The organism is Methylobacterium sp. Leaf111, from assembly GCF_001423285.1.
Lineage (GTDB): Bacteria > Pseudomonadota > Alphaproteobacteria > Rhizobiales > Beijerinckiaceae > Methylobacterium.
The window spans coordinates 27,915-50,328 of sequence record NZ_LMNE01000005.1; the positions used below are offsets into that span (position 1 = coordinate 27,915).

The window sequence follows — 22,414 nt, forward strand, 5'->3', positions numbered from 1 at the left end:
GAATACCCGGAGGCCGCTTGGAATACCCGAAGTCCGCTTGCATCCGTCGCGCACGGCGGCCATATAGCCCTCGGGAGGTTGGCGAGGGACGTTTCACTCGCCAACCGGGTCAGGTCCGGAAGGAAGCAGCCCTAACGAGACCGAGCGGGTCTTCGTCCAGCCTCCCACCTCTATCGATGCCTCGGGCTCGCGTGGCGGCACCCTCCGACCGGAGCCGCACCAACCCAGCAAGGCGGCATGGACGCGACCTCCGGTCCTCTGAGCGATGCCGGGCTCCTGCCCGGCCTTCCCGAGCCGACCCCGGCCGCCACGCCTTATCGGGTGCTGGCGCGCAAATACCGGCCCCAGAACTTCGACGACCTGATCGGCCAGGGCGCCATGGTGCGGACTCTGGCCAATGCCTTCGCGGCCAACCGCATCCCCCAGGCCTGGATGCTCACCGGCGTGCGCGGCGTCGGCAAGACCACCACCGCCCGAATCCTCGCCCGCGGCCTGAACTACGTCCGCGACGGCCATCCCGATACCGGCCCCACCATCGCGATGCCGGAGCTCGGCCGGCACTGCCAGGCCATCATGGAATCCCGGCACATGGACGTGCTGGAGATGGATGCCGCCTCGCATACCGGCATCGACGACGTGCGCGGCATCATCGACGGCATTCGCTATTCGCCGGTCTCGGCCCGCTACAAGGTCTACATCGTCGACGAGGTCCACATGCTTTCGGAGAAGGCGTTCAACGCCTTCCTGAAGACCCTGGAGGAGCCACCGCCGCACGCCAAGTTCGTCTTCGCCACCACCGAGATCCGCAAGGTGCCGGTGACCATCCTGTCCCGGTGCCAGCGCTTCGACCTGCGCCGCGTCGAGGCCGAAACCCTGGTCGGGCACCTCGCCCGGATCTGCGCCGCCGAATCCGTCGAGGCCGACGCGGAGGCGCTGGCGGCGATCACCCGGGCGGCCGAGGGCTCCGTGCGCGACGCGCTCTCGCTCCTCGACCAGGCGATCGCCCACGGGGCCGGCCTCGTCAGCGCCCAGAGCGTGCGCGACATGCTGGGGCTGGCCGATCGCGGCCGCATCGTCGACCTGTTCGAGGCGGTGATGCGCGGCGACATTCCGGCCTCCTTCGCGGAGGTGCGCGGGCAGTACGAGGCCGGCGCAGACCCAGCCGTGATCCTGTCCGACCTCGCGAGCTTCACCCACCTCGTCACCCGCCTGAAGCTGGTGCCGGACGAGGCTGCCGCCGATCCGACCCTGAGCGAAGCGGAGCGGTCGCGTGGGAGCGCGTTCGCGAAGACACTCTCGGTCCGCGTGCTGTCGCGGGCCTGGCAGATCCTCCTGAAAGCGATCCCCGAGGTGCAGACGGCGACCCGCCCGCTGGCGGCGGCCGAGATGGCCCTGGTGCGCCTCGCCTACGCGGCCGACCTGCCAACCCCGGACGAGGCCCTGCGCCAGATGAAGGCCCAGGCGCTGACGGGCCCCGCGGCAGCCTCCGGTGCTGCGGCCCAGCCCCTCGCCCAATCCCCGTCGCCGTCGCCGGCCCCCGCGATGGCCGAGAGCCGCCCGGCCCTGCCACCGATCCCGACCTTTTCCGGGGAGGCGCCGCCGCCGCGCCCCGCCCTGACCATGGCGGCCAATGGCGGCGGGTCGCGCCCCGCCCTCGCGAGCCCGGCTCCCGCGCCGCAGCCCGAAGGGCCGCGCCTCCTCCGGTTCACCGACGTCGTCGCCCTGGCCGATGCCAAGCGCGACATCGGCCTGAAGATGGCCCTGGAGCGCGAGGTCCACCTCGTGCGCTTCGAGGAGGGGCGCATCGAGTTCCGCCTCGCCGACGGGGGGCGCCAGAGCATCGCCAACGACCTCGCCCGCGCCCTGGACGCCTGGACCGGCCGGCGCTGGATCGTCGCCCTGTCGAAGGAGGCCGGCGAGCCGACCCTCGACGCCACCGCGCGCGCCGCCACCGAGACCCGCCACCAGAACGCCGCCGCCCATCCCCTGGTCCGCGAGGTCCTGGCCCGGTTTCCCGGAGCGCAGATCGTCGACGTGCGCGACAAGGCGCCCGAGGGATCGCCGGCGATCGAGGCCGCGCCTACCGGCGAGGCCGAGACCGACGAGCCCGACGACGAGACATAGCCTCCGGGGCCGTGGCGCCCCAGATGTGATCCATCCCGGTTCCGGAACGACAGAGAGGGCAGACCCGATGCGCGACCTCATGGGCATCATGAAGCAGGCCCAGGCGATGCAGGAGAAAATGGCCTCCCTGCAGGACGAACTCGACACCGTCGAGGTGTCGGGTGCGTCGGGCGGGGGCGCCGTCCGCGTGACGATGACGGCCAAAGGCCTCGTGAAGGGTGTACAGATCGACCCCGCCATGCTCGTGGCCGACGAGCGCGAGATCCTGGAGGACCTCATCGTTGCGGCGGTCAACGATGCCCGCGGCAAGGCCGAACAGGTTGCAGCCGAGCGGATGGCCGAACTCACCAAGGGCCTGCCGATCCCCCCGGGCATGAAGTTGTTCTGAGACCGTCAACCCGGCAATTCGGCAACATCGATCACAATTTGGTCGCCGAAGCGTTGCCATAGGCTGGTCGGAGTGGAACGTTGGGGCTCCAACGTTCTCCCGCCGGCTGGATCACGAACTTTGATGCGCATCTTCCTCGGGCTACGCCGATACAGCCCAAGGCTGTACCTAGACGCTTCAGGGACATTGCGCCTCTCATCATCGGATTTCTACTTCTGATCGCGACAGCTGCTGCGACAGCCAATCTGGTTGCGGAGCAGGATGCGAACCGAGCCGAACTGCGCCGCAGCGTCCGCATCCGGGACGCCATCTTCACCCTGTATTCCGGCCTCTAGGATGCGGAATCGGGACAGCGCGGGTTTCTCCTCTCGGGCGACGAGACCTACCTCAAGCTCTACGAGGAAGCCGGCGCGAGGACGCCCGGCCGCCTGTCCACCATCGCGGAAGCCGTTGCGCGCAATTCGGGCATGGCGGCGATCATCGCCCGGCTCAGCCGCGCCGCCGAGGCCAAGCTCGGGGAGATGCGCGAGACCGTCGCCCTGCGCCGCACCGGCCAGGTGGAAGCGGCCCTGGCGCGCATGCGCTCCGGCGAGGGCAAGCACCTCATGGACGAGATCCGCTCGCTCTTCGGTGAGGCGCAGGCCGACAATTATCGCCGCCTGATCAGTCGACAGGAACAGGCGGGCGAGGCTGCCCGCCAGGTGCAGCTCGCCGTCGCGGCGGCCGTGGTCCTGATCGTCCTCCTCGGCGCGTACGTGGTGATCGACGCGAGCCGGCGCCATCAGCGGACCCTTCGCGCCCACGCGGCCCTGCAGGAGGCGAACGCGTCCCTGATCGAGGCCGCCGCCACCCGCGACATGCTGGAGGATCGGCTGCGCCAATCCCAGAAGATGGAAGCCCTCGGGCAGCTCACCGGCGGCCTCGCGCACGACTTCAACAACATGCTGGCGATCGTCATCGGCAATCTCAGCCTCCTCAAGCGACGCCTGGAACGCGGAGAGCGGGCGGTGGAGCGCTACGCCGAGCAGGCCCTCAAGGCCGCAGACCGGGCAGCGACCCTCACGCATCGGCTGCTCGCCTTCGCCCGCAAGCAGCCCCTCGCCCCGGAGGCCATCGCCTGCAACCGCCTCATTGCCGCGATGTCCGACCTGCTGCGCCGCAGCCTGGGCGAATCCATCCGGATCGAGACCGTGGCGGCCCCCGACCTCTGGACCACGAAGGCCGATGCCAACCAGTTGGAGAACGCGATTCTCAACCTCGCGGTGAACGCCCGCGACGCGATGCCGAAGGGTGGCCGACTCGTCATCGAGACCGACAACGTCCATCTCGACGAGGTCTATGCCGCCCGGAATCCCGGCGTTCCGGCCGGCCCATACGTCCTTGTCGCCCTCACCGACAGCGGCGGCGGCATGCCGCCCGACGTCGCTGCCAAGGCGTTCGATCCGTTCTTCACGACGAAACCCGTCGGACAGGGCACCGGGCTCGGTCTCAGCCAGGTCTACGGCTTCGTCCGCCAGTCCGGCGGCCACGTGGCGATCTATTCCGAACCCGGGCGGGGAACGACGGTCCGGCTCTACCTGCCGCGCCATCTCGGCGACGCCGCCGAGATGGCGCGGGTCACGCCGACGATGCTCCCGGAGGGCTCGGCCCGGGAGGCGATCCTGGTCGTCGAGGACGAGGACGGGGTGCGCGACCTCGCCGTCGCGGCCCTGCGCGACCTGCGTTACACCGTGATCCATGCGGAGGGTGCCAAGGACGCCCTGCAGAAGCTCGACACGCATCCCGAGATCGCGCTGCTCTTCACCGACGTGGTCATGCCGGAGGTCAACGGCCGCGAGCTCGCCCAGGCCGTCCACGAGCGCCGGCCCGACCTGCCGGTGCTCTTCACGACCGGCTATACCCGCAACGCCATCGTGCATAACGGGCTGGTCGACGCCGACGTACAGTTGCTGGCCAAGCCCTATACCCTGGAGCAGCTGGCCCTCAAGGTGCGCCAGGCGATGGTGCGCGAGGCGGCCTGAGCCATCCCGCGCGGGCCCCGTCCGGCACTCCGGCGCGCCGAATCCGTGGTTCGAGACACGATCTGCTCCGCCATCAACCGGTCTACGGCCGATAGCCCCGCTTTTCACCGATCGGAGTCGGGCTGTCTTAACGGATGCCCGTGTCTGTTGCAGGCATGGATGAGCATCGCAACGCCGTTCGGGCCCTGACGCATCTGTCCGGTCGTGTTGCCCTCGACGGGGCATCGGCCGAGACGACGCCCTGCCTCGTGCGAAACCTGTCGCCCATCGGGGCCCGCGTCGCCTTCTGCACGGAGGTCGAGGTCCCGGACAGCTTCGACCTCTTCCTCGACCCGGGCGACACCGCCTACCGGGCGCAGACGATCTGGTCCAGCGGGAACGAAGTCGGCGTCCTCTTTCGCGAAGCGCGGGAGAATGCCCCCGAGGTCCTGTGCGACGATGTCCTGTGCGACGAGGATCCCGCGCGCGGAGCGACCCCGAAACCGTAGCGCCCCCATCGGACCCCGTGCCGGGACGCGGACGCGCCGCGCCCCAGATGGCCGGCGCTCAGGCGGCCGCGGAGAGCACCGGCTCGGCGGCGCGGACCTCCGCGTCCACGTGGGCGGCGAAGCGCTTGAAGTTCTCCTGGAACATCGTGACGAGGCGCGTCGCGGTCTCGTGGAAGGCCGCCTTGTTGGTCCAGGTCTCGATCGGAGACAGCACCTCCGTCTCGACGCCCGGTACCGCGACGGGAACCCGGAAGCCGAAATAGGGATCGCGCCGGAACTCGACATGCGCCAGGGAGCCGTCCAGGGCGGCCGTGAGCAGGCGGCGGGTGACCCGGATCGGCATGCGGCGCCCGGTGCCGACGCCGCCCCCGGTCCAGCCTGTGTTCACGAGCCAGCAATCGACCTCGTGATGGGCGATGAGGTCCCGCAGCAGGTTGCCGTAGACGCTGGGGTGGCGGGGCATGAACGGCGCGCCGAAGCAGGTCGAGAACGTCGCCTCCGGTGCGGTCAGCCCGCGCTCCGTGCCGGCGACCTTGGCGGTGTAGCCGGAGAGGAAGTGGTACATCGCCTCGGCGCCGGTCAGCCGAGCGATCGGCGGCATCACGCCGAAGGCATCGCAGGTGAGCATAACGATGTTCTTGGGGTGCGCGGCGCGTCCCGTCGCGCTCGCATTGGCGATGAAGTCGAGCGGGTAGGCGCAGCGGGTGTTCTCGGTGAGCGAGGCGTCGTCGAAATCCGGGACCCGGGTCTCCGGGTCGATCACCACGTTCTCCATCACCGTGCCGAAGCGCTCGGTGGTGGCGTAGATCTCCGGCTCGGCGTTGCGCGAGAGACGGATAGTCTTGGCGTAGCAGCCGCCTTCGAAGTTGAAGATGCCGTCCTGGCTCCAGCCGTGCTCGTCGTCGCCCAGGAGCTGGCGGGAGGAATCGTTCGAGAGGGTGGTCTTGCCGGTGCCCGACAGGCCGAAGAACAGGGCCGAGTCGCCGGCTTCGTCGAGGGCCGCGTTGGCCGAGCAGTGCATCGGCATCACGCCAGCGCCGGGGAGCACATAATTGAGATACGTGAAGACCGATTTCTTCATCTCGCCGGCATAGGCCGAGCCGCCGATGAGGACGAGCTTGCGCGCGAAGTTGATGGCGATCACCGTCTTCGAGCGGCAGCCGTGCCGGTGCGGCTCGGCCTGAAAGCTCGGCAGGTCGATGATCGTCAACTCGGGGACGTAGTCCGCAAGGGACGCGCGATCCGGCCGGATCAGCAGGTTGCGGATGAAGAGGGAGTGCCAGGCGAGCTCCGTGTACACCCGCGCATTGACGCCGTGCGACGGGTCGGCCCCGCCGCGCAGGTCCTGCGCGAACAGCTCACGGCCCTCCGCATGGGCGAGGAAATCGGCGTACAGGGTCTCGAACTGCTCGGGCGTGATCGCGCCGTTGTTGTCCCACCAGATCTGGTTCTCCGTGGCGGCGTCGCGCACCACGAACTTGTCCTTGGGCGAGCGGCCGGTGTGGGACCCGGTGGTGGCCACGAAGGCGCCGCCGCGGGCGAGCTGTCCCTCGCCGCGGGCCAGGGCCTCCTCGTAGAGGCGGGGAACCTCAAGGTTCCAGTGGACCGCCTTCAGGTTGCGCAGCCCGATGGCTTCGGAACCCTGCGCTGCATTGAATTCGCCGATATTGGTCACGCTCATCTCTCCTCGGGCACCTGATCGCGTCGCCACCCATTACCGGGAGCCGTCGGCTCTCCGACGTCGTTCGGCTTTCGAGCGTCCGCGTGGTTGGTCAGGTCCACCGCGCGCAGGTTCACCGCTCGAAAGCCGCGCCCTTCCTGCATAGAGACGGACGATTTGCCGTCAATCCGCTTGTTGACCAACAAAAAGACTTACATGAAACGGCGGAACGACGAAGTCTCCTTGGAAGCAGGCCGGTGCGGCAGGTTCTTTCGCCGCGTTTTCGCGACGCCGGGGGGCGAAATTTCGGGCCGGAAACCCTATTTCGGACGAGGCTGAAGAGCCGGTCGCACCCGTTCGGCACCGCCGTACCGTCCCATCCGCCCGCCTGCTCCGTAATCTGCCGCGTGGGTGTCCCAACCGTCACGAGAATTTGCGTCCATGGCACAAGCCGTCGCCGGTCCCGAGATCGAGCGCCTGATCCAGCTTCTGGCCCGTATGCCGGGTCTGGGACCTCGCTCCGCCCGCCGCGCCGCCCTGCAGCTCATCAAGAAGCGCGAGACGCTCCTGGCGCCGCTGGCGGACGCGATGCGGGTGGCCTCGGAGCGGATCGTCGTGTGCCAAGCGTGTGGCAACGTCGATACGCGCGACCCCTGCACGATCTGCTGCGACGAGAGCCGCGACCCGGCCACCCTGGTGGTGGTGGAGGACGTTTCGGACCTCTGGGCCCTGGAGCGCTCGGGGGCGGTGACGGCCCGCTACCACGTCCTCGGCGGCGTGCTCTCGGCCCTCGACGGCGTACGGCCCGAGCATCTCAACCTCGACAGCCTCGTGGCCCGCGCCGCCGACCCGGCCATGCGGGAGATCATCCTGGCCCTCAACGCCACCGTCGACGGGCAGACGACCGCCCATTACGTCACGGAATCCCTGAAGGCGCACGGGCTCAAGGTGACCCGCCTCGCCCATGGCGTCCCGGTCGGGGGCGAACTCGACTACCTCGACGAGGGCACCCTCACCGCCGCGATCCGCAGCCGCACCCCGTTCTGACTCCGGACCACGCGGAGCCGGTATTTGACCGGACTCCGGCGCGCCCGTATCTGCGGGGGCTCAGGGCCGCCGCCCGCCCCGCACCCGTTGCAAGTCCGATCGCCCCATGACCATCCGCCCCCTCGTGATCCTGCCCGACGCGCGCCTGCGCCTTGCCTCCGAGCCAGTCGGCCTGGTGACCGACGAGATCCGCACGCTCGCCGCCGACATGCTGGAGACCATGTACGACGCTCCCGGCGTGGGCCTCGCGGCGATCCAGATCGGCGTACCGAAGCGCATCGTCACCATCGACACCTCGAAGGACGAGAACGACCGCCAGCCGCAGGTCTTCCTCAATCCCGAGATCGTCTGGGCCTCGGAGGAGAAGCGGATCTACGACGAGGGATGCCTGTCGATCCCCGAATTCTACGGGGAGGTCGAGCGGCCCGACCGCGTGCGCGTCCGTTTCCGCAACCTCGACGGCACGGAACAGGAGATCGAGGCCGACGGCCTGCTGGCCACCTGCATCCAGCACGAGATCGACCACCTCGACGGGGTGCTGTTCATCGACCACCTGTCGAAGCTGAAGCGCGACCGGGTAGTGAAGAAGTTCGCCAAGGCGGCCAAGCGCGGCGACGTTTGAGACCGGGTGCGGGGGTAGAGCCATGCGCGTCGTCTTCATGGGCACGCCGGATTTCGCGGTGCCGACCCTGGCGCGCCTCGCCGCCGACGGCCACGCCATCGCGGCGGTCTACACCCGTGCGCCGGCCAAGGCCGGACGCGGCATGGCGCTCAAGCCCTCCCCCGTGCAGGCGATGGCCGAGAGCCTCGGCGCGCCGGTGCTGACACCCGCGAGCCTGAAGGGACCTGAGGCTGCCGCGACCTTCGCCGGCCACGGGGCCGATGTCGCCGTGGTGGTCGCCTACGGCCTGCTTCTCCCCCAGGCGATCCTCGACCTGCCGCGCCACGGCTGCCTCAACCTGCACGGCTCGCTCCTGCCCCGCTGGCGCGGCGCCGCCCCGATCCAGCGTGCCGTGATGGCCGGCGATGCGCAGAGCGGCGTCGGCATCATGCGGATGGAGGCCGGCCTCGATACCGGCCCCGTGGCGCTGGAGGCGCGGATTCCCATCACCCCCGGCATGACGGCGGGGCAACTCCACGACGCGCTGATGCCGCTCGGCGCCGACCTCATGGCCCGCGCGCTCCGGAATCTGGAGCGGGGCACGCTCGCCTTCACGCCCCAGGCCCAGGACGGCGTGGTCTACGCCCACAAGATCACCAACGAGGAGGCCCGCATCGACTGGACCCGCCCGGCCCACGCGGTCGCCGACCACGTCAACGGCCTGTCGCCCTTTCCCGGCGCCTTCTTCGAGGCGGATTTCGGCAAGGGCCCGGAGCGGGTGAAGGTGCTCTCGGCCGAGGCCGTGCCGGGCTCCGGCGCTCCGGGCACGCTCCTCGACACGGACGGCACGGTTGCCTGCGGCGAGGGCGCCGTGCACCTGTGCGCGCTGCGCCGCGCCGGAAAGGGGGGCGTCAGCAGCGGGGCCGAGTTTATGCGCGGCACCCACCGGACGCCGGGCACGCGGCTGGCATGACGGAACCGGGCCGCACCTGATGCCGCGCTACAAGCTCGTGATCGAGTACGACGGGAGCCCGTTCTGCGGCTGGCAGCGCCAGACCGCGCAGCCCTCCGTCCAGGGGGCGATCGAGTCGGCGGTCAAGCGCTTCTCCGGCGAAGTCGCGGGCCTGACCTGCGCCGGCCGCACCGATACCGGCGTCCACGCCACGCACCAGGTAGCGCATCTCGACCTCGCGCGGGACTGGCGCACCGACGTGGTACGCGACGCGCTTAACGCACACCTGCGCCCGAACCCGGTGGCGATCCTCAGCGCCGAGATCGTCGGCGCCGACTTCAACGCGCGCCACTCCGCCACCCGCCGGCACTACCGCTACCGCATCCTCAACCGGCGCAGCCCTCCCGTGCTCAACCGCGCCCATGTCTGGCAGGTGCCCTGGGCCCTCGATGTCGGACTGATGCAGGCCGCAGCCCCTCGCCTCCTCGGGCTGCACGACTTCACCGCCTTCCGGGCCGCCGAGTGCCAGGCGAAAAGCCCGATCCGAACTCTCGATCAACTCGATGTCGCCGTCGTGCCGATGGGCCTGCACGACGAGATCGTGGTGGCGACCTCCGCCCGCGCGTTCCTGCATCATCAGGTCCGCTCGATGGTCGGCACCCTGATGCTGGCCGGCAGCGGTCGCATCAGCGCCGACGACGTGAGCGACATCCTGTCGAGCCGGGACCGCCGCCGTTGCGGACCGTTGGCGCCGGCCTGCGGGCTGACCCTGGTCGGCGTCGACTACGGCGATCGCACACACCCGGGTTCGCGCGAGAGCTATGGGCTGGAGGGTGACGTCGAGCAGTCGGCCTGCCGCCCAGCGAAATACGCCGCCAGCACCCGGGTGTAGATCGCCGTCAGCCGGTTCAGGTCGGCGACCGGCACGCACTCGTCGGTCTGGTGCATGGTCTGGCCGACGAGGCCGAACTCGAGGACCGGGCAGGCGTCCTTGATGAAGCGCGCATCGGAAGTGCCGCCCGTGGTCGAGAGCACCGGGCGGCGGCCGGTCTCGGTGGCGATGGCGCCGGCGACCAGTTCGGTGAAGGCGTCGGGCTCGGTGAGGAAGGCCGGTGAGTTCGAAGGCAGGAGGTCGAGACTGTAGCGCACGCTCCGGCCCGCGGCGGCGTCGAGGCGGCTCCGGATCTCGGCACCCAGGGTCTCGGCAGTCCAGCGGTCGTTGAACCGGACGTTGAAGGTGCCGTGCGCCTCGCCCGGGATGACGTTGGTCGCCGTGTTGCCGACGTCGAGGGTGGTGAATTCGAGATTCGAGGCGCCGAAATGCTGGGTTCCGGCGTCGAGCGGCGCGGCCAGCAGCGCGGAGGCGAGGCGCAGCAGGCCGGGAATCGGATTCTCGGCGAGGTCAGGATAGGCGACGTGGCCCTGGCGCCCGTGCACCGTCAGCCGACCGGTGAGCGAGCCGCGTCGGCCGATCTTGATCATGTCGCCGAGAACGTCCGGGTTGGTCGGCTCGCCCAGGAGGCAGTGGTCGAAGCGCTCGCCCCGGGCCCGGGCCCATTCGAGGAGCTTCACCGTGCCGTTGATCGCCGGCCCCTCCTCGTCACCGGTGATGAGGAAGCCGATCGAGCCCGGAACGTCCGGCCCGGCCACGTCGAGGTAGTCGAGAGCGGCGGCCAGCATGCAGGCGATGCCGCCCTTCATGTCGACGGCCCCGCGCCCGTACAGCACCCCGTTCTCCACGGTCCCGGCGAAGGGGCCGTGGCGCCAGCGGGCGACGTCGCCGGGGGGCACCACGTCGGTGTGGCCGGCGAACAGCAGGAAGGGCGCGCGCGTGCCAATGCGGGCGTAGAGATTGTCGATGTCGGGCGTGCCGGGTTCCGAGAAGCGCGGGCGCTCCACGCTGAACCCCGCCCCTTCGAGAATGCCGGCGAGCCAGGCGAGCGCCCCCCCCTCCTCCGGGGTCACCGAGGGACAGCGGATCAGGCTCTGGGCGAGGGCGAGGGGGGAGCGATCGAGGGACGCGTTCGGCACGGGCGGGACTCTCGCGTGATGTCCGGGTGCGGAGGGCCATAAGCGCGAGCGCGCGGGGGTGCAATTCGCGGCCGGCCTTTCGCCGCGCGGCGGGGGGGCTTATCTGCAGGGCATGGCCCTCTCCCCCGACGAAGTCGAACGCTATGCCCGCCACCTCGTCCTGCCGGAGGTCGGCGGCCCGGGCCAGGCCCGGCTGAAGGCCGCCCGCGTCCTCGTCGTCGGGGCCGGCGGTCTCGGCGCCCCGCTGATCCAGTACCTCGCCGCCGCCGGGATCGGGGCCATCGGCATCGTCGACGACGACACCGTTTCCCTGTCGAACCTGCAGCGGCAGGTCATCCACGCGACTCCCGATATCGGCCGGCGCAAGGTCGAGAGTGCGGCCCAGGCGGTGTCGCGTCTGAACCCGCACGTCGCCGTGGAGGCGCACGCGCTGCGGCTGACCCCGGAGAACGCCCCGGACCTCATCGGCGCCTACGACGTGGTGGCCGACGGGTCCGACAACTTCGCCACGCGCTACGCGGTCTCGGATGCCTGCTTCCACGCGCGGCGCCCGCTGGTGACGGCGGCGCTCGGGCGCTTCGACGGTTCGCTGACCACGCTACGACCCTACGAGACCGATGCACGCGGGCGCCCGAACCCGACCTATCGCTGCCTGTTCCCGAACCCGCCGCCGCCCGGCAGCGTCGCCCCCTGTGCCGAGGCCGGCGTGCTCGGCGCGCTTGCCGGTATCATGGGCTCGCTGATGGCCCTGGAGGTGATCCGCACGGTGACGGATTTCGGCGAGCCCCTCGTGGGCCGCCTTCTCATGGTCGACACCCGCGCGATGCGCTTCGAGACCCTCGGCTACGCCTGGGACGAGGCCAACCCGCTCAACGGAACCGGCACGGAGGGCTGATCCCCCCGCGACCGGGCGCGGTCGCTCGTCCGGCCCTACTCCGCCGGCAGCGCGTCGAGGAGGGGTCGGGCTTCCCGGGCACGCGGGCCGTCGTCATGGGCATCGGTGAACTGCAGCGCCGCGAGCTGCGCGTACAGCGCGCCCTGCGCCAGCAGGCTCTCGTGGGTGCCGCTCTCGACGATCCGGCCGCCGTCGAGGACCAGGATGCGGTCCGCCTTGCGGATCGTCGCCAGGCGGTGCGCGATGACTAGGGTGGTGCGACCGCGCATCAGGGTATCGAGGGCGGTCTGCACCGCGCGCTCGCTCTCGGCGTCGAGGGCCGAGGTCGCCTCGTCGAGAAGGAGGATCGGTGCGTCCTTGAGGATGGCGCGGGCGATCGCCACCCGCTGGCGCTGGCCGCCGGAAAGGGTGACGCCGCGCTCGCCCACCGTCGTGGCGTAGCCCTGCGGCAGGGCCTGGATGAAGCCGTCCGCATGGGCGAGTTCGGCCGCGCGCTGGACCTGGGCCTCGGTGGCCTCGGGCCGGCCGTACCGGATGTTCTCGAGCACCGAGCCGGAAAACACCGTCGGGTCCTGCGGTACCAGGGCGAGGCGCTCGCGCAGCTGCTCCGGGTCGACCTGGGCAATGTCGACGCCATCGACCCGGATGAGGCCGGATTGCGGGTCGTAGAAGCGCAGCAGCAATTGCAGCACCGTGGTCTTGCCGGCGCCCGACGGACCGACGAGGGCCACCCGCTCGCCCGGCGCGATCGTGAAGCGGATGCCGTCGAGCGCGGGATGGTCGGGCCGGGCCGGGTACAGGAAGCGCACGGCTTCGAAGGCCACGGCGCCCTTGGCGGGCACCGGCAGGGCCAGCGGCTCGGCCGGTGTGCGGATCGTCGATTCGGCCGCCAGGATCTCGCCGAGGCGCTCGGCGGCGCCGGCCGCCTGGGCGAGTTCACCATAGACCTCCGAGAGCTGCCCGAGGGCGCTCGCGCCGAACACCGCGTAGAGGACGAACTGCGAGAGCTGACCCGCCGTCATGGTCCCGGCCAGGACCCCTTGCGCGCCGTACCACATGACGCCGACGACGCTGGCGGAGATGAGGAAGATGGCGACGCCGGTGAGGAGCGCCCGCGCCTGGATCGAATCCCGCGCGGCCGCATAGGCGTTCTCGGCGGCCGCGGCGAAGCGGCTCGCGGTGGTCCGGCCCATGCCGAAGGCCTGCATGGTGCGGATCGCGTTCACGGCCTCGGCGGCATAGGCCGAGGCGTCGGCGAGGCGGTCCTGCGCCGCCCGGGACCGGCGCCGCACGCCGCGCCCGGAGAGGATCAGCGGGAAGACGATGAGGGGAATCGCCGCCAGGACGAGGACCGACAGCTTCGGGCTCGTGATGACCATCATCACCACCGCGCCCGTGAAGAGAAAGGCGTTGCGCAGCAGGATCGAGATCGAGACGCCGAAGACGGCCTTCACCTGCGTGGCATCCGCGGTGAGGCGCGAGATGATCTCGCCCGAGAGCGAGCGGTCGAAGAAGGCGGGATCGAGCTGGGTCAGGCGCCGGAACACGGCGGTGCGCAGATCCGCCACCACGCGTTCACCCAGCGTCGCGACCGTGTAGTAGCGCGCCCCGCTGGAGAGGGCGAGCACCGCCACGACACCGATCAGGGCGGCGAAGTAGGTGTCGATCACCCCCTGGCCCTCGGGCGAGAAGCCGTGGTCGATGACCCGGCGCAGGGCGATCGGGACCACGAGGGTCGCGCCCGAAGCGGCCAGGAGGGCCAGGAACGCCGCGAGCATCCGGCCGCGATAGACCATCGCGAACGGAATCAGCGGGCGGAGCGAACCGAGCGGTGCCTTCGGCCGGGCCTCCCCGGGAATTTTCTTGTCACGGCCGCGAGCCATGGTGCCTCGTCATCGTTGGTCTTCCAGGAAAAGCGACCGTCCGGCGGTCTCTTCGGGCGGCGCACGCTTGTCGGGCGAAGGTGCGTGAGGTATAGGCGCGCCTTCATCCGATTGCGCGTGATCTATGGCCGCGGGCCGCCAGACGGGCCGGTCGGCTTGGCTATTCAAGGATTTCGTCATGGCAAAGAGCGCGGCCGACAAGGCCAAGGGTACCGAGCATCCCGACTACCACTTCATCAAGGTCGTGATGACCGACGGGTCCGAGTACATGACCCGGTCGACCTACGGCAAGGAGGGCGACACCCTCAACCTCGACATCGACCCGAACACCCATCCGGCCTGGACCGGCGGCGAGCAGAAGATGCTCGATCGCGGTGGCCGCGTCTCGCGCTTCAACTCGCGCTTCGGCGCCCTCTCCTTCGGCAAGAAGTAAGGCCATCTTGGTCCGCCGCCGTGCCGACGCGGCGGCGGACCCCTTACAACGCAGAACGGGCGGCTCCCCCCCGGAGCCGCCCGTTCTGCGTTTCCAATCCCCTCCCCGGCCCGAGGCCGGGGCGACGTCCGCGTCAGGCGGAGGCGGCTCCGAAGGCCGAGCGCAGCAGGCTCAGTTGGGCAACGACGGGGCTCTCCTGCGGCAGCGGGCTGGAACGCTCGTCGGCGATCAGGCCATCGAGATGCAGGATCCGGCTGTGCAGGCGGCGCGACCGAACGATGAGGTCCTGCAGGGTCGGGGGCAGAACGCCGAACACCTCGCTGCGGAAGGTCTCGGGTGTGGTCAAGCGCACCCGGGTCTTCTCCTGCATCGCCTCGGCCGGCGTCAGCTCGCCCTCGGATACGGCGCGCTGCACCAGGAGCCAGGAGGCGATCTGCATCAACCGCGTGGTGAGGCGCATGCTCTCGCTGGCATAGCTCAGCGTCCCGTCGCGGGACATCAACCGAGATTCCTCGCGGCCGGTCCCGTCGAGATAGGCCGCCGCTTCCTCGACCAGGGTCATGCCCTCGCGGAAGAGCACCTTGAAAGCCTCCGAGGTGACGTAGGTGTCACCGAAATTCACCCAGTCGCGCTCGTCCCGGAACATGACGTCGAACCCGCTCATGGTGCCTCCTGTGCCGCGGCCGGACCGATTGCGTCCCGAGATGGGACGAAGGCGGCGCGTTTGCACCTGTCTGCGCAACTCTAGCGCCGAACGTCCCGGCCCGCGGCCTTTACCCGATGTTAACGTTAACGGAGGCGATCGGTGCCGGGCTTCCCGCTGCCGCTGCCGCTGCGAAGACACCGGGCAGAACATCCGGACGTGGGAAGGACCCCAGGCGGGAAGGACCCGGGACGAAAAAAAGGCCGCCCGTCGCGGGCGGCCTGACTAGCGAGTTTCGGGAGCAGTCCAAGCGAGCGAATCGGAAGATCCGCGCGATGTCCGGAAGAACCGAACAGGATCACAGGATGGCGCGGATCGGTTAACGGACGGTTCACGGGATGGCGTCGGGGCGCCAGATCGCGATCCCCGGATTTCGCCGTTTCGGCAGGCTCCGGAATTGACTCGCGCGGGACCTTGCCCCATAAGCCGCGCCATCGCGACGCGGCGCCCTTGAGGGGCGCTGTTCGCGCTTGCAGACACATTTCAGGGCGAGTGAATATCCGGTGCGGCCTTCGGTGCGGCCCGGATCGATCCTCGGCCATTCGGAGATCGCGCCATGAAGAGAACCTATCAGCCCAGCAAGCTCGTGCGTAAGCGTCGTCACGGCTTCCGCGCCCGCATGGCCACTGCCGGCGGCCGCAAGGTCATCGCGGCCCGTCGCGCGCACGGCCGCAAGAAGCTCTCCGCCTGAGAGATCCGCGGCGCCGTCACGGGCGGCGCGCCTCATCATGAGCCTGGCCAGGGGCCACAGGACCCGCTGCGAGATCGGATCGGGCATGTCATCGGCCCCATCCGCGATCGGGCGGCTGACGCGACGCTCCGAGTTCCTGGCCGCGGCCGGCGGACGTCGCTTCCACAACGAACGCTTGTCGGCGCAGGGCCTCGTCCGCGCCGTTGAAGCGTCCACGGAGGGCGTCCCCGGCGATCCGGCGGGTGGCGGACTCCGAATCGGATTTACCATCACCAAGCGGGTCGGCCACGCCACGGAGCGCAATCGCATCCGGCGACGGTTGCGCGCGGCCGTGGCCCAGGTGGCCGGCGATCTGCCGGTGCGTCCGGCCGACGTGGTGCTGGTGGCCCGGCGCCCGGCCCTGCACGCTCCTTTCGAGACTCTCATCGACGACCTGCGCCGTGCCGTCGCCGTGGTGACGAAGCCGCAGGATCGGAAATCTGCGACGTCCGATCCGCGGCCCGCTCGGCGCGGACGCGGCAAAGGCGCGCCCGCGTCTGGCGCATCGGCGGCGGCTCCGCTATTGGCCTCGGGCGCGACGGGCTCCGCCGTGCCGGCCGGTCCCGGTCCGGCGCGCGCGAACGCGCCCTCCCCTCCTCCCAAAGCATGCGACGGACCGACCGATGGGTAATGACAAGACGAACATGATCGTCGCGATCGCCTTGTCGCTGGCGGTCCTGCTCGGCTGGAACTATTTCATCGCCGCTCCCCGCGTGGAGCAGCAGCGTCAGGCCGCCCTTCAGAATAAGGCGGCCACCCAGCCAGCCGGTCCCGACGGCGTACCGAGCGCCAGCCCGAAGGAAGGCGGTCCGGCCAATCCCGTCCCCGGAACCCTGCCGGGCACCTCAGGTGCCGGCGGCGGTGTGGTGCCGCGCGAGACGGCGATCGCGCGCTCCCCGCGCGTCACCATCGATACCCCGGCGCTCGCCGGCTCCATCGCCCTGAAGGGCGGCCGCATCGATGACGTCTCACTCAAGAATTACCACGAGACCGTCGACGACAAGAGCCCGAACATCGTCCTGCTCTCGCCCACCGGCACCGAGAATCCCTACTACGCCGAGTTCGGCTGGGTCGGCCAGAACGCTGGTCCCCTGCCCAACGGCGACACCGTCTGGACCGCCGATGCCACCTCCCTGGCGCCGGGCAAGCCCGTGACGCTGAGCTACGACAACGGCGCGGGCCTGCTGTTCAAGCGGACCATTGCGGTGGACGAAAAGTTCCTGTTCACCGTTCGCGACGAGGTCGAGAACAAGGGCGGCAACGCGGTTTCCCTCTATCCCTACAGCCTCGTCTCGCGCTGGGGTAAGCCGCACACCCAGGGTTACTACGTGCTGCACGAGGGCCTGATCGGCGTCCTCGGCGCCGACGGGCTGCAGGAATACACCTACGACCACCTCGCCAAGGAGCCGGCGCTCGGCAATGCCAGCACCAAGGGCAAGACCTGGCCGGGCGTGACCGGCGGCTTCGTCGGCATCACCGACAAGTACTGGGCCGCCGCCGCCATTCCGGATCAGGCGACCCCCTACACGGGCAGCTTCACCGAGCGGACCGACGGCGCCACCAAGGTCTATCAGGCCAACGTGCTCGGCAACGTGCAGGTGATCCAGCCCGGTGCCTCGGCCGCCGCGACCCAGCAGCTCTTCGCCGGCGCCAAGGAAGTGAACACCGTCAACGCCTACCAGGCGAACCAGAACATCAAGCAGTTCGACCTGCTGATCGACTGGGGTTGGTTCCACTTCATCACCAAGCCGATGTTTCGGGCGCTGGACTTCTTCTTCCACCTGTTCGGCAACTTCGGCGTGTCGATCCTCGTGGTGACTTTCTGCCTGAAACTGCTCTTCCTGCCGATCGCCAACAAGTCCTACCAGTCCATGGCCAAGATGAAGGCCGTGCAGCCTGAGATGACGTCGATCCGCGAGCGCTATGCTGACGACAAGATGAAGCAGCAGCAGGCGATGATGGAGCTGTACAAAAAGGAGAAGATCAATCCGGTCGCTGGCTGCTGGCCGGTGCTGATCCAGATTCCGGTCTTCTTCGCGCTGTACAAGGTCCTGTTCATCACCATCGAGATGCGGCATGCGCCGTTCTTCGGCTGGATTCAGGATCTGGCCGCGCCGGATCCGACGAACATCCTCAACCTGTTCGGCCTGCTGCCCTTCGCGGCGCCCGACTTCATCCACCTCGGCATCTGGCCTATCATCATGGGCATCACGATGTTCATCCAGATGAAGATGAACCCCGCGCCGCCGGACCCGGTCCAGGCGCAGATCTTCACCTTCATGCCGATCGTGTTCACCTTCATGCTCGGCTCGTTCCCGGCCGGCTTGGTGATCTACTGGGCCTGGAACAACACCCTGTCGGTGATCCAGCAATACGTCATCATGCGCCGCAACGGGGTGAAGGTGGAGCTTTGGGACAACCTGCGGGGGATGTTCCGACGCAAGACTGCCGACAAGAACGCCGTCGCCAAGAGCTGATCGCTCCGTCCACAAGGACCGCGACGCTTGTCCCAACCCGGTCCTCTCCGTTTCACGACGGGGAGGACTTCCTGTTTCCGGCGTGTCGGCTCGCGAGAGTGATGGGCACGCCCTCTCCTCCGCCCGGAGCCGCTCGATGTCCCAAGCCGAAGACGATGCCGCCCTGCTGGAGGCCGGCCGCCTGCTGTTCGCGGGCGCGGCCGACTTCATCGCCTCGGCCCCCAACGTGCCCGCCCTTCCGCCGATGAAGGGCGTGGAGATCGCCTTCGCAGGCCGTTCCAACGTGGGCAAATCGAGCCTCGTCAACGCACTTACCGGGCGCAACACCCTGGCGCGGACCTCGCACACCCCGGGGCGCACGCAGCAGCTGAACTTCTTCGATATCGGCGGCCGCCTGACCCTGGTCGACATGCCGGGCTACGGCTACGCGGCGGTGGAGAAGACCAAGGTCGAGGCCTGGACCGACCTGATCCACGACTACCTGAAGGGCCGCTCGAACCTGGCCCGGGTGTTCATGCTGATCGACTCGCGTCACGGCCTGAAGAGTATCGACACCGACGTCCTCGACGGCCTCGACAAGGCCGCCGTGAGCTACCAGATCGTGCTGACCAAGGGCGATGCCCTGAAGAAGTCCGAGATGGACGCCCGCATCGCCGGGGTGCAGGCCGCCATCGCCCGGCGGCCGGCCGCCTACCCGGAGATCCTGCTTACATCGAGCCGCGACGACCGGGGCGTACCCGAACTTCGGGCCAGTGTCGCCCGCCTGCTGCAGGAGCGCGGCGCGTGAACGGCCTCGATCGCGTTCTCCTGGCGCTTGGCGCCCTCGCGGGTCTCCTCGGCGTCGCCGCGAGCGCCGCGGCGGCCCATCTCAGCGGGGCTGACAGCCTGAGGACCGCCGCCCAGTTCCTGCTGTTCCACGCCCCAGCGATCCTCGGGCTCGTGGCGTTGGCCGCCAACGGCACGACGCACCGGCCGGTCACCCGCCTCGCAGCCGCCGCCCTGGTGGTCGGCCTCGCACTGTTCTCGGGCGACCTTGCGCTTCGGGCGCTCCATGGCACACCGCTCTTTCCCATGGCGGCCCCGACCGGTGGCTTCGTCCTGATGGCCGGCTGGCTACTCGTGGCCGCGGCAGCCTTCGTTCCGGCACGTCGGTCCTGAGGTATGAGCCGGCGGCTGGGCGTCGGATAAGCATCGCGTCACCGCGCGGGCGACGCCGCGTCCTCGGCCCTGAAGCCGTGCGCCCTCGGACGCCCTCGACGGCCGCGCAGAGCCGCTGAAGCCCGTCGCTTAACGGATCAGCGGCGGCAGTTGCGGCGCGGCGCCGTCCGGCAGCGCGGTCTGGGCCATATTCATGCTCATGGCGAGCAGCGTGTAATAGCCGTTGATGCCCGCCATCTCGATGGCGCCCTGCTCGCCGAAGGTTTGGACCGCCCGGGCGTAGGTGGTGTCGCTCACCGCCTTGTTGTGATGCAGCTCCGTCGAGAACGCGTAGACCAGCGTCTCCTCCGGCCCCATCGCGTCCGGCCGCCGGCCTTCCCGGATCGCGGCGACGATCGCCGGATCGAGGCCGGCCTTCAGGGCGATCGGCGCATGGATGTGCCACTCCAGCTGCTGCGTCCATTCCCGGGCGGTGATCAGGATGATGAACTCGCTCAGCCGCAGGGGCAGTACGCTGCGGTAGCGCAGGTGCAGCCCCATATTGCTCGCGTTGGTCATCAGCTCGGGACTGCGCAGGAGCGGCACGAACGGACCGAAGACCGGGGTCTTGCGCGCCGCGAGAAAAGCCTCGGAGGCTGCCTTCTGCTCCGGGCTGAGGGCGTCGGCCGGAATCGGCGGCAGGCGGTCTTGGGCCAAGGCGGACAGGCTCCCGAAGAGAAGGATCGACAGGACCGGCAGGACGGCGACACGCATGGGTTTACTCCTTCGGTCCGGATTCCGGCCGCAACCTACGGCATCACCGGCGGGTGGTAGGTCAGCGTGAAGGCTAGGGCCCAGAGCAGGAACAGCACCACCGGCAGGTGGATGAGGAGCTGTAGGAAACTGAACCCGACGATGTCGCGCGCCTTCAGGCCGAGGATGCCGAGGAGTGGCAGCATCCAGAACGGGTTGATCAGGTTCGGCAGCGCCTCGGCCGCGTTGTAGACCATCACCGCCCAGCCGAGATGGACCTGCAGCTCGTTGGCCGCCTGCATCACATAGGGCGCCTCGAGCAGCCATTTGCCGCCGCCCGACGGCACGAAGAAGCCGAGCACCGCCGAGTAGACGCCCATCGAGATCGGGAAGCTGCCCGTGGTGTTCAGGCTGACGAAGGCGTGGGTGATCACCTCGGAGACCGAGATCCCGGCGGCGTTCTTCGGCCCGGTCAGCATCGCGCTGATGGCGGCGTAGAGCGGGAACTGGATGAGGATGCCGGCAGTCGCCGGAACGGCCTTGGCCACCGCCACGAGGAAACGCTTCGGGCGCCAATGCAGCAGCAGCCCGAGGGTGATGAACAGAAGGTTGTAGGTGTTCAGGTTCGAGATCGCGGTGATCCAGGATTGCCGCGCGAACTCCTGGTAGATCCAGGCGCCGGCGATCACCACGAGGAGGATCGTGAGGATCGGGGAGTGCTCCAGCCATTCACCGGGTTGCTCGGGCCGGCCGAGATCGGCTTCTTCGCGCGCGACGCTCACGCCGAGATCCTCGGCCGTCACCGCAGTGCTCGGGCGCGGCGCGGAGGCATAGGCGATGATCACCGACATCACGAACAGGATCGCGGCGATCAGCATCGACTGCCAGAGGAAGATGGTTTCGCTGAAGGGAATCACGCCGGTGATCGGCAGGAGCGCCTTCGGCAGGCTCGCCGGGTTCGCCTGGAGTTGGGCCGCAGAGGAGCTGAGGCCCATGGCCCAGGTGGCGCCGAGCCCGAGATAGGCGGCGGCCCCGGCGGCGCGGTAATCCATGCGGAGTTCCGTGCGACGGGCGAGCGCGCGGGCGAGAAGGCCACCGAAGATCAGGCTCAGGCCCCAGCTCAGGAACGAGGACAGCATGGTCGCCGCGGCCACGAACCCGACGGCGCCGCGGCCGGTTTTCGGGATTGCGGCGAGGCGATCGATCAGCGCCTGGACCGGGGGTGCCGTCGCCACCACGTAGCCACCGATCGTCACGAAGGCCATCTGCATGGTAAAGGGGATCAGGCTCCAGAAGCCGTCGCCGAAGCTCTTGGCGATGGCGGGCGCCGGGGCACCGTTGGCCAGCGCGCCGAGGGCAACGATGACCACCGCGATGGCGACGAAGATGAAGGCATCGGGAAACCACTTCTCGGCCCAGGCGGTGAAGCGGATGCCGGCCCGCGACAGGGCGCTGTCCAGCGCGGCGGAGTCGGCGCGACGCTCCGGCGTGGGTGTCGACATCGGAAAGTCCTGGGAACGAGGGAATGGCCTTGGGAGGCGCATTGTCCGCAATTGCCGATCCGGCTCAAGACGGAATCCCGCCGGTACACAGGCTTGGCTGTGATGATCGGGTGAGACTGTCAGGGTCGCCGCTTCAGGCTTCCTTGAGGGTTCGCCTCTACGATGCGCCCTGTTCTCGCGTGGGAGATCCTGTTCGTGGCCGAAATCTCGAAGCTCCGAGACCTCGATGCGAGAATGGCCGAACGGCGTCAGGCCAGCACCATGGTGCGGGATCTGGCCCGTCAGGAGCGGGACAGGACGGACTTCGAGAAGCCCTTCCTGTCGCCCCTTGGGTGGATGATCGCGGTCATCCTGAACTTCGCCCTGGTGCTGGTCGTGGGCCTCGGCACCGTGCTGGTCCCGCCCCTGATGGCCTGCCGCGAGCAGAGTGCGCGCGGTTTCTTCGCCGGCGACTCCTTCCAGGCCTGCGCCGGCCGGGGCATCTCGGCCAGCTTCCAGGACTTCGACCGTCGCATCCGCCGCCTCGTCCTGCGTTCGGGACAGTGAACGGCCGGCCTGACGAGGCCCGCAACGGCGGCTGCCGTCGCGG

At 69.3% G+C, this 22,414-nt stretch carries 21 protein-coding genes, 1 other RNA gene and 2 pseudogenes; 18 read left to right on the plus strand and 6 right to left on the minus strand.

Going from position 1 to position 22,414, the window contains the following annotated elements; translation table 11 throughout:
- The first annotated feature begins 72 nt into the window (after positions 1-72).
- The 6 genes and pseudogenes from ffs to ASF41_RS06230 all read left to right on the plus strand — a co-directional run bounded on the left by ffs (position 73) and on the right by ASF41_RS06230 (position 5,021).
- Positions 73-169: signal recognition particle sRNA small type (ffs, locus tag ASF41_RS23580), an RNA gene on the plus strand.
- A 68-nt stretch (positions 170-237) separates the two neighbouring features.
- On the plus strand, positions 238-2,124 hold the full coding sequence (locus ASF41_RS06215) for a DNA polymerase III subunit gamma/tau (RefSeq protein WP_056491724.1): 1,887 nt from the start codon (positions 238-240) through the stop codon (positions 2,122-2,124).
- Positions 2,125-2,191: 67 nt separating this feature from the next.
- Complete coding sequence (locus ASF41_RS06220; RefSeq protein WP_056215279.1) at positions 2,192-2,512, plus strand: YbaB/EbfC family nucleoid-associated protein; 321 nt, start codon at positions 2,192-2,194, stop codon at positions 2,510-2,512.
- Positions 2,513-2,859: 347 nt separating this feature from the next.
- Positions 2,860-3,180, plus strand: a pseudogene (locus ASF41_RS26525) (CHASE3 domain-containing protein); the annotation flags it as partial.
- Positions 3,181-3,402: 222 nt separating this feature from the next.
- Positions 3,403-4,533: an ATP-binding protein gene (locus tag ASF41_RS26530; protein WP_348271624.1), complete on the plus strand. Its 1,131-nt coding sequence runs from the start codon at positions 3,403-3,405 to the stop codon at positions 4,531-4,533.
- A gap of 155 nt (positions 4,534-4,688) precedes the next feature.
- Positions 4,689-5,021, plus strand: coding sequence for a hypothetical protein (locus ASF41_RS06230; protein ID WP_056215272.1), 333 nt, complete (start codon positions 4,689-4,691; stop codon positions 5,019-5,021).
- A 58-nt stretch (positions 5,022-5,079) separates the two neighbouring features.
- On the opposite strand, the gene ASF41_RS06235 is transcribed toward ASF41_RS06230, so the two are convergent.
- Entirely contained in the window at positions 5,080-6,696 is a 1,617-nt protein-coding gene (locus tag ASF41_RS06235; RefSeq protein WP_056491820.1) for a phosphoenolpyruvate carboxykinase, read from the minus strand.
- Positions 6,697-7,122: 426 nt separating this feature from the next.
- Here ASF41_RS06235 and recR point away from each other — a divergent pair, with 426 nt between their 5' ends.
- The 4 genes and pseudogenes from recR to truA all read left to right on the plus strand — a co-directional run.
- Complete coding sequence (gene recR, locus ASF41_RS06240; RefSeq protein WP_056215269.1) at positions 7,123-7,728, plus strand: recombination mediator RecR; 606 nt, start codon at positions 7,123-7,125, stop codon at positions 7,726-7,728.
- A 106-nt stretch (positions 7,729-7,834) separates the two neighbouring features.
- Positions 7,835-8,350, plus strand: coding sequence for a peptide deformylase (locus ASF41_RS06245; RefSeq protein ID WP_056491727.1), 516 nt, complete (start codon positions 7,835-7,837; stop codon positions 8,348-8,350).
- Between the two features lie 22 nt (positions 8,351-8,372).
- Positions 8,373-9,302 carry a methionyl-tRNA formyltransferase gene (gene fmt, locus ASF41_RS06250; RefSeq protein ID WP_056491730.1) on the plus strand — a complete coding sequence of 310 codons (930 nt, stop codon included), beginning with the start codon at positions 8,373-8,375 and terminating at the stop codon, positions 9,300-9,302.
- A 19-nt stretch (positions 9,303-9,321) separates the two neighbouring features.
- Positions 9,322-10,068: pseudogene (gene truA / locus ASF41_RS06255) on the plus strand (tRNA pseudouridine(38-40) synthase TruA); the annotation flags it as partial.
- A 32-nt stretch (positions 10,069-10,100) separates the two neighbouring features.
- On the opposite strand, the gene dapE reads toward truA, so the two are convergent.
- The gene (dapE, locus tag ASF41_RS06260; RefSeq protein ID WP_056491733.1) at positions 10,101-11,312 is read right to left on the minus strand and encodes a succinyl-diaminopimelate desuccinylase; all 1,212 of its coding nucleotides are present in this window, start codon (positions 11,310-11,312) and stop codon (positions 10,101-10,103) included.
- Positions 11,313-11,424: 112 nt separating this feature from the next.
- Here dapE and moeB point away from each other — a divergent pair, with 112 nt between their 5' ends.
- A complete protein-coding gene (moeB, locus tag ASF41_RS06265; RefSeq protein ID WP_056275725.1) occupies positions 11,425-12,207 on the plus strand; it encodes a molybdopterin-synthase adenylyltransferase MoeB in 783 nt (260 codons plus the stop codon).
- Between the two features lie 35 nt (positions 12,208-12,242).
- Here the strand turns inward: moeB and ASF41_RS06270 are convergent, their stop codons facing one another.
- Positions 12,243-14,090, minus strand: a complete 1,848-nt coding sequence (locus ASF41_RS06270; RefSeq protein WP_056491735.1) for an ABC transporter transmembrane domain-containing protein — start codon at positions 14,088-14,090, stop codon at positions 12,243-12,245.
- A gap of 178 nt (positions 14,091-14,268) precedes the next feature.
- Here ASF41_RS06270 and rpmE point away from each other — a divergent pair, with 178 nt between their 5' ends.
- On the plus strand, positions 14,269-14,523 hold the full coding sequence (gene rpmE / locus ASF41_RS06275; protein WP_055948879.1) for a 50S ribosomal protein L31: 255 nt from the start codon (positions 14,269-14,271) through the stop codon (positions 14,521-14,523).
- 133 nt (positions 14,524-14,656) lie between these two features.
- Here rpmE and ASF41_RS06280 read toward each other — a convergent pair whose 3' ends face one another.
- Positions 14,657-15,187 (minus strand): DUF1465 family protein, encoded by a 531-nt coding sequence (locus ASF41_RS06280; RefSeq protein ID WP_056491738.1) that lies wholly within the window; start codon positions 15,185-15,187, stop codon positions 14,657-14,659.
- A 595-nt stretch (positions 15,188-15,782) separates the two neighbouring features.
- Between ASF41_RS06280 and rpmH the strand changes: the two genes are divergently transcribed.
- The 5 genes from rpmH (at position 15,783) to ASF41_RS06305 (ending at position 19,591) form a co-directional block, all read left to right on the plus strand.
- A complete protein-coding gene (gene rpmH, locus ASF41_RS06285; protein WP_055947927.1) occupies positions 15,783-15,917 on the plus strand; it encodes a 50S ribosomal protein L34 in 135 nt (44 codons plus the stop codon).
- Positions 15,918-16,002: 85 nt separating this feature from the next.
- Positions 16,003-16,587 carry a ribonuclease P protein component gene (gene rnpA, locus ASF41_RS06290; protein ID WP_056491741.1) on the plus strand — a complete coding sequence of 195 codons (585 nt, stop codon included), beginning with the start codon at positions 16,003-16,005 and terminating at the stop codon, positions 16,585-16,587.
- Positions 16,580-18,433, plus strand: coding sequence for a membrane protein insertase YidC (gene yidC, locus ASF41_RS06295; protein WP_056491744.1), 1,854 nt, complete (start codon positions 16,580-16,582; stop codon positions 18,431-18,433). The genes rnpA and yidC overlap by 8 nt, the downstream gene beginning before the upstream one ends.
- A gap of 136 nt (positions 18,434-18,569) precedes the next feature.
- Entirely contained in the window at positions 18,570-19,220 is a 651-nt protein-coding gene (gene yihA, locus ASF41_RS06300) for a ribosome biogenesis GTP-binding protein YihA/YsxC (protein WP_056215233.1), read from the plus strand.
- Positions 19,217-19,591: a DUF423 domain-containing protein gene (locus tag ASF41_RS06305; protein ID WP_056215230.1), complete on the plus strand. Its 375-nt coding sequence runs from the start codon at positions 19,217-19,219 to the stop codon at positions 19,589-19,591. Before yihA ends, ASF41_RS06305 begins: the two co-directional genes overlap by 4 nt.
- A gap of 129 nt (positions 19,592-19,720) precedes the next feature.
- Here ASF41_RS06305 and ASF41_RS06310 read toward each other — a convergent pair whose 3' ends face one another.
- Together ASF41_RS06310 and ASF41_RS06315 are read right to left on the minus strand one after the other, a co-directional pair.
- The gene (locus ASF41_RS06310; RefSeq protein WP_056352705.1) at positions 19,721-20,344 is read right to left on the minus strand and encodes a carboxymuconolactone decarboxylase family protein; all 624 of its coding nucleotides are present in this window, start codon (positions 20,342-20,344) and stop codon (positions 19,721-19,723) included.
- 35 nt (positions 20,345-20,379) lie between these two features.
- Positions 20,380-21,825: a short-chain fatty acid transporter gene (locus ASF41_RS06315; RefSeq protein WP_056215223.1), complete on the minus strand. Its 1,446-nt coding sequence runs from the start codon at positions 21,823-21,825 to the stop codon at positions 20,380-20,382.
- Between the two features lie 162 nt (positions 21,826-21,987).
- Between ASF41_RS06315 and ASF41_RS06320 the strand changes: the two genes are divergently transcribed.
- Positions 21,988-22,371: a hypothetical protein gene (locus tag ASF41_RS06320; protein ID WP_056381424.1), complete on the plus strand. Its 384-nt coding sequence runs from the start codon at positions 21,988-21,990 to the stop codon at positions 22,369-22,371.
- The last annotated feature ends 43 nt before the right edge of the window (positions 22,372-22,414 follow it).

Bases quoted from the DNA above. Each gene is read 5' to 3' on its own strand.
- ASF41_RS06215 (WP_056491724.1), top strand. From the start codon at position 238: ATGGACGCGACCTCCGGTCCTCTGAGCGATGCCGGGCTCCTGCCCGGC.
- ASF41_RS06220 (WP_056215279.1), top strand. From the start codon at position 2,192: ATGCGCGACCTCATGGGCATCATGAAGCAGGCCCAGGCGATGCAGGAG.
- ASF41_RS26530 (WP_348271624.1), top strand. From the start codon at position 3,403: ATGGAAGCCCTCGGGCAGCTCACCGGCGGCCTCGCGCACGACTTCAAC.
- ASF41_RS06230 (WP_056215272.1), top strand. From the start codon at position 4,689: ATGGATGAGCATCGCAACGCCGTTCGGGCCCTGACGCATCTGTCCGGT.
- recR (WP_056215269.1), top strand. From the start codon at position 7,123: ATGGCACAAGCCGTCGCCGGTCCCGAGATCGAGCGCCTGATCCAGCTT.
- ASF41_RS06245 (WP_056491727.1), top strand. From the start codon at position 7,835: ATGACCATCCGCCCCCTCGTGATCCTGCCCGACGCGCGCCTGCGCCTT.
- fmt (WP_056491730.1), top strand. From the start codon at position 8,373: ATGCGCGTCGTCTTCATGGGCACGCCGGATTTCGCGGTGCCGACCCTG.
- moeB (WP_056275725.1), top strand. From the start codon at position 11,425: ATGGCCCTCTCCCCCGACGAAGTCGAACGCTATGCCCGCCACCTCGTC.
- ASF41_RS06270 (WP_056491735.1), bottom strand. From the start codon at position 14,090: ATGGCTCGCGGCCGTGACAAGAAAATTCCCGGGGAGGCCCGGCCGAAG.
- rpmE (WP_055948879.1), top strand. From the start codon at position 14,269: ATGGCAAAGAGCGCGGCCGACAAGGCCAAGGGTACCGAGCATCCCGAC.
- ASF41_RS06280 (WP_056491738.1), bottom strand. From the start codon at position 15,187: ATGAGCGGGTTCGACGTCATGTTCCGGGACGAGCGCGACTGGGTGAAT.
- rpmH (WP_055947927.1), top strand. From the start codon at position 15,783: ATGAAGAGAACCTATCAGCCCAGCAAGCTCGTGCGTAAGCGTCGTCAC.
- rnpA (WP_056491741.1), top strand. From the start codon at position 16,003: ATGTCATCGGCCCCATCCGCGATCGGGCGGCTGACGCGACGCTCCGAG.
- yidC (WP_056491744.1), top strand. From the start codon at position 16,580: ATGGGTAATGACAAGACGAACATGATCGTCGCGATCGCCTTGTCGCTG.
- yihA (WP_056215233.1), top strand. From the start codon at position 18,570: ATGTCCCAAGCCGAAGACGATGCCGCCCTGCTGGAGGCCGGCCGCCTG.
- ASF41_RS06310 (WP_056352705.1), bottom strand. From the start codon at position 20,344: ATGCGTGTCGCCGTCCTGCCGGTCCTGTCGATCCTTCTCTTCGGGAGC.
- ASF41_RS06315 (WP_056215223.1), bottom strand. From the start codon at position 21,825: ATGTCGACACCCACGCCGGAGCGTCGCGCCGACTCCGCCGCGCTGGAC.
- ASF41_RS06320 (WP_056381424.1), top strand. From the start codon at position 21,988: ATGCGCCCTGTTCTCGCGTGGGAGATCCTGTTCGTGGCCGAAATCTCG.